Raw genomic sequence first — 5175 nt, forward strand, 5'->3', positions numbered from 1 at the left:
AGTGGAGCCTTTATGGTTAGTCGGCTATGCATAAAAGGGTTAAAACTTTTTGATTAAGGCTCCACTATCTTACGGTAACTTCAAACCCTGCCGCTCTATTTTTTATATTTATTGCCGCATTATGATCGCGGTCAAGACTGCATCCGCAATGAGGGCAATCATGCCAGCGAATATGCAGTTTTTTAGGAACTTTTTTTCCACAATTGGAGCAATTCTGTGAAGTATTATTGGGACTTACTGCAACTGCCAACAAACCAGCATTTAAGGCCGTAGGCCACGCTACGCGAACGGCTTTGCTTGTAAGAATTGTAAGGAAGCTTGACCAGCCCGCATCTAACACAGATTTAGCCAATCGGGACTTAGTCAGTCCCTTTACGTTTAATTTCTCATGAGCAACAACATCGTATTTTGATAACAGATAATTTGCGGTCTTGAAGTGAAAATCTTTCCGCTTGTCTGCTACCTTTTTGTGTTGCTTACCGAGTTGCTTAATAGCCTTAAGTCTATTCTTACCTCCCTTTTTACGTCGAGATACTCGTTTTTGGATTACCTTTAGGCGCTTTTGACATGCGCGATAGTACTGAGGAATTTCGACAGTTTCACCTTCAGAAGTTGTCAAGAAATCCTTAAGGCCAACATCAATCCCAATTATTGAGTTCGGATTGATATCTGGTTTAACTTCGGGGACTGTCTTGTCCTCCAAGGATAAAACCAGATAATAGCCATCACACTTTTTGGTAATAGAGGCTGTTTTTATCTTGAACCCAGAAGGTATAGGGCGATGGAGTACCACCTTTACCTTGCCTATTTTAGGTAGATTGATTAAATCCCCCTCCAGGCATCCTTCTTTCATTTGAGGATAGGTAAAAGTACGGTAACGGTGCAGCTTTTTAAATCTAGGTCGCCCACTTCGTCTTCCATTACTGTCTCCTTTTATAAACCGATCAAAAGACAGCTTTACTCTCTTGACAACATCCTGAAGTACTTGAGAGTGAATCTGCTTGTACCAGGGACGAGCTTTCTTTAGGTTTGGTAAAGTCTTTTTTTGGCTGTAATAGTTAGGATTATTTCTTAATTCTGGAAGGTGACAGACAAGTGGACAGGCATTTACAGGACAACGATTTGCTTCGTACCAGTTAAACCGATCTGCTAACAAATAGTTATACTGGGCGCAGAGCATTGACAGCCAATTATCTATCACGTCTTTCTGCGCTTTCGTTGGTTTAATTTTGTACTGGTACGCTGTCCTCATTTATAGTTGCCATCTTGTTTACCGACCTATTAATATAATAGCAAGTGTATTAACAAGTGTCAATCTAAAATACAAGATAAAAAACTAGTGATTAGAATTACAGACTTCGAGAAAAGGCAGTTACAGCAAGAAGCAGATAAACGGGGCATGACCTCATCTGAATTAATAAGAAGTTTGATAGCTCGCTTCCCTATCCCAGAAGACTCTGTGTAAAATTCATCCCACACTCATCCTTACGGATTGAGATGTGGGGCTTCTTTTACCGGACAGCTAACCTATAACCTGTAGCCTACTCATCAAAGCATCTCGGGCTTGCTCTCGGTCATCGAAGTGGATTTTTTCAGTACCCAGAATTTGATAATCTTCGTGACCCTTACCAGCAATTAACACTCCATCCCCCGGTTTTGCTTGCAAGATGGCAGTCCGAATGGCGGTAGCGCGATCGCAAATTACCATTGGTTCCACTGATTTAGGAATCCCCTCTAAAACATCATCTAAGATGCTTTCTGGGTCTTCGGTGCGAGGGTTATCCGAAGTTACTACAGCAACATCAGCTAACTCAGCCGCTATTTTCCCCATCTTAGGACGCTTGGTGCGATCGCGATCACCACCACAGCCAAATACACAAATCATCTTGCCTTCAATAAAGGGTCGTGATGCCCTGAGTAAGTTTTCTAAACTATCTGGGGTGTGGGCATAATCGACAATTACACTAATATCCTGTTCCGGTTGAATTTGCACCCGTTCCATCCGCCCTGGCACTCCTGGAAATTGAGCCAAGGCTGCTGCTACTGATTCTAAATCCAAACCCAGCTCTAAAACTGTTCCTACTGCTGCGAGCAAGTTAGACAGATTGTATTGACCCACTAGGGGCGAATTAAAGCTAACCTCTCCTACTGGAGTATGCATAATTCCTCTAACCCCTGTTGGCTCATAGCTTAAGTCCTTCGTCCAGAAATCAGCGGATGGGTTTTGGATACTATAGCTCCAGACTTGCTCAGTTGGTAACTGTTGGATTAACCGCTCTCCATAGGAGTCATCAGCATTAATAATTGCCCTACCTTTGAGATAGTCAGCACTAAACAGCTTAGCTTTAGCGCTGAAGTAATCATCCATGTTCTGGTGGTAGTCCAAATGGTCTTGGGTGAGATTGGTAAACACCGCCACCTCAAACGGACAGCCCTGGATTCGACCTTGGGCTAAGGCGTGTGAACTAACTTCCATCACTGCCATTTGCGCACCTGCTTTGACCGCTAACTGGAGCTGTTGTTGCAATTCAACAGCAAATGGTGTAGTGTAGCTTGCTGTTTGCTCAAAACCTGGCCAACGGGCATAGAGGGTACCCAAAAGTGCTGTGGGGATAGGACTAGAGCTACGAGCGAGCAGAAATTCAATCAGATGGGTAGTGGTAGTTTTGCCATTGGTACCAGTGACTCCAATCAGTCTTAGCTGCTGTGCTGGGTAGTCGTAGAAGGCTGCTGCAGTTTGAGCAGACACGGTGGTCATGTCATCGGCGGCAATTACACAAACTCCTGTTTCTGGTGAAAGTTCCTTGGGGGGGTGTTTGGCAGCCGCTTGGGGAGAAATTATCGCTGCCACTGCCCCAGATGCGATCGCACTTTCCCAGAACTCTCCACCATCTACCCTAGTGCCTGGCATCCCGATGAATAAATCCCCCGGTTGGCAGGCGTGGGAATTGGTACAGATGCCTGTAACGACCAAATCAAGACCCTCGGAGCTAGGCATTTTCACACTATTGGCAATTTTGGCTAATAATTCCCTTAGCTTCATATTTATCGCACCAAACGACACTATAAGATCTACCGAATCATCACAGCCACCAGTCAACTGTCAACCATCAAACCGTCAACCGTCAAACCGTCAACCTGATGTATCGCCTATTTTGACTCACTAACAGGGAAATATTTCCGTAACATTCGCTGCAATTGTTCAACGCTAGCACGAGGAGAGGGGCGAGGCAGGAGCTTTTCCTGACTACAGTGGTTAATACATAGTACTGGCACCTCATACTGATAGGATTGGAACCAATCCTCTCGACTCGTAATGTCTCGAACCTCTAGCTTAAAGTTTAAGCCTTCAATCATCTCTAGCTTTTCAAGTAATCCCTCACAAAGATGGCAACCGGGTTTACTGTAAAGAATTAATTCCATCAGGCAAGTTAGTTGAAAATTGTTAATTTAGACGATAGTTTAATAAAGTTAAGAGCAGCTTCGGCAAACATACCTGAAGAAACGCTAAAATGCTGGACAGCTACATTCGCCTTCATGGTACGTCCATTTGAACCAGCCCCATGTCCACAGACCTTCGCCTCGTCTCAGAAAACCGTTGCTTTGGCGGTACAGTAGGTTTTTACACTCATCACTCTCAGAATTGTAGGACACAGATGGGGTTTTCCGTATACCAACCCCCTCAGGCGAAAGTCCAATCCGTTCCAGTTCTATATTACCTGTCAGGTCTGACTTGCACAGAAGAGAACTTTATGGTAAAATCAGGTGCTCAGCGATTTGCTGCTAAGCATGGATTGATGCTGGTCGCTCCAGATACCAGCCCTCGGAATACAGGAATTGCAGGTGAGGACGATGAGTGGGACTTGGGTTCTGGTGCCGGTTTTTATGTAGATGCCACCCTTGAACCTTGGTCAGCTCACTACCAAATGTATAGCTACGTTGTCCACGAGTTACCGGAGGTAATTGCCCAAAATTTCCCCGCGCAAGTTGAGAAACAAGGTATATTTGGTCATTCTATGGGTGGTCATGGCGCATTAATTTGTGCCTTAAGGAACCCCAAGCAGTACCTATCTGTTTCTGCTTTTGCTCCCATTGCTGCTCCCATGCGCAGCGCCTGGGGTCAGAAGGCATTCACCAATTACCTCGGGACAGACCAAGAGCAATGGCGAGCTTACGATGCCAGCGAACTGGTGCTGACAGCCAACTATAACCATACAATTTTGATTGACCAAGGCACCGCTGACCCCTTTTACGAGAAGCAGCAGTTGCTCCCTGAGGTGTTTGAGAAGGCTTGTGAAAAAGCAGATCAGCCCCTGACTTTCCGTCTCCAGGTCGGCTATAACCATGGTTACTACTTTATCGCCACCTTTATAAAAGACCATATCAGCCATCATGCTGAGGCTTTGTTGGATTGAACAAAATTGAGATAATCCCAAGGTTGCTGAAAAAGTCAAGGATTGAAAATGGAAAATGTAAAATTGGCAATTAACCACTTAAGATTAACCACTTAAGAATTAACTGGAAGACAATTAACCGGAAGTTAAGCTATGAACCGGAAGTTAAGCTATCAGCTATCAGCTAATGGCTGATAGCTGATAGCTTACGTCCTACTTTTAAGAATTGGTATTACCTGGCTTTGAGGACGGCAATATCCCAAAAAGAAGACGTGAAGACCGATCTATGCGATCGCACTGGGTTTTTTAGAATTGTGAACAGTTAGAGGAATGAGTGATTAGAGATGCAACCAAGTAACCCTAACCAGTTTACCGAAAAAGCCTGGGAAGCGATCGCACAAACCCAAGATGTTGCTAAAGCCGCACGGCAACAACAAATCGAAACCGAACACTTGATGAAGGCGATGCTGGATCAAGATCGACTCGCTACCAGTATTCTGAACAAAGCGGAAGTCTCTGTGCCAGGGGTAAGGGAAGCAACGGAATCCTTTATCAAAAAACAACCTAAGGTTTCTGGTAATAGCGACTCCGTTTACCTAGGACGCAGCATGAATAGCTTGCTAGACCGAGCAGAGTCCTATCGTAAAGAATACCAAGACGATTATATCTCCATTGAGCATCTGATCCTGGCTTATCTGAAAGATGACCGCTTTGGTAAGTCATTATTCCAGGAGTTTAAACTAGATGAAAATAGGCTTAAACTTACCATTGCTGACATTCG

6 protein-coding genes are annotated in these 5175 nt (G+C 44.5%); 3 read left to right on the forward strand and 3 right to left on the reverse strand.

The features are described 5' to 3' along the window. Positions 1-64 precede the first annotated feature (64 nt). Complete coding sequence (locus F6J94_RS29810) at positions 65-1252, reverse strand: transposase (protein ID WP_293046926.1); 1188 nt, start codon at positions 1250-1252, stop codon at positions 65-67. Between the two features lie 87 nt (positions 1253-1339). On the opposite strand from F6J94_RS29810, the gene F6J94_RS29815 reads away from it, so the two are divergent. Beyond that, a complete protein-coding gene (locus tag F6J94_RS29815) occupies positions 1340-1465 on the forward strand; it encodes a ribbon-helix-helix protein, CopG family (RefSeq protein WP_293046929.1) in 126 nt (41 codons plus the stop codon). Positions 1466-1522: 57 nt separating this feature from the next. On the opposite strand, the gene F6J94_RS29820 is transcribed toward F6J94_RS29815, so the two are convergent. Next, complete coding sequence (locus F6J94_RS29820; RefSeq protein WP_293046932.1) at positions 1523-3043, reverse strand: UDP-N-acetylmuramoyl-L-alanyl-D-glutamate--2,6-diaminopimelate ligase; 1521 nt, start codon at positions 3041-3043, stop codon at positions 1523-1525. Between the two features lie 107 nt (positions 3044-3150). Next, positions 3151-3423 (reverse strand): glutaredoxin family protein, encoded by a 273-nt coding sequence (locus F6J94_RS29825; protein WP_293046936.1) that lies wholly within the window; start codon positions 3421-3423, stop codon positions 3151-3153. A 140-nt stretch (positions 3424-3563) separates the two neighbouring features. Here F6J94_RS29825 and fghA point away from each other — a divergent pair, with 140 nt between their 5' ends. Together fghA and F6J94_RS29835 are read left to right on the forward strand one after the other, a co-directional pair. Beyond that, positions 3564-4415 carry an S-formylglutathione hydrolase gene (gene fghA / locus F6J94_RS29830; protein WP_293046939.1) on the forward strand — a complete coding sequence of 284 codons (852 nt, stop codon included), beginning with the start codon at positions 3564-3566 and terminating at the stop codon, positions 4413-4415. A gap of 323 nt (positions 4416-4738) precedes the next feature. Then, positions 4739-5175: Clp protease N-terminal domain-containing protein (locus tag F6J94_RS29835; RefSeq protein WP_293046943.1), on the forward strand; the 437-nt coding region annotated here is incomplete at its 3' end.

It is taken from the genome of Moorena sp. SIO1F2, assembly GCF_010672755.1.
GTDB lineage: Bacteria > Cyanobacteriota > Cyanobacteriia > Cyanobacteriales > Coleofasciculaceae > Moorena.

What these genes read in the sequence shown, in the direction of transcription:
- fghA (WP_293046939.1), top strand. Translation starts at nt 3,564, where the DNA reads ATGTCCACAGACCTTCGCCTCGTCTCAGAAAACCGTTGCTTTGGCGGT.
- F6J94_RS29825 (WP_293046936.1), bottom strand. Translation starts at nt 3,423, where the DNA reads ATGGAATTAATTCTTTACAGTAAACCCGGTTGCCATCTTTGTGAGGGA.
- F6J94_RS29820 (WP_293046932.1), bottom strand. Translation starts at nt 3,043, where the DNA reads ATGAAGCTAAGGGAATTATTAGCCAAAATTGCCAATAGTGTGAAAATG.
- F6J94_RS29810 (WP_293046926.1), bottom strand. Translation starts at nt 1,252, where the DNA reads ATGAGGACAGCGTACCAGTACAAAATTAAACCAACGAAAGCGCAGAAA.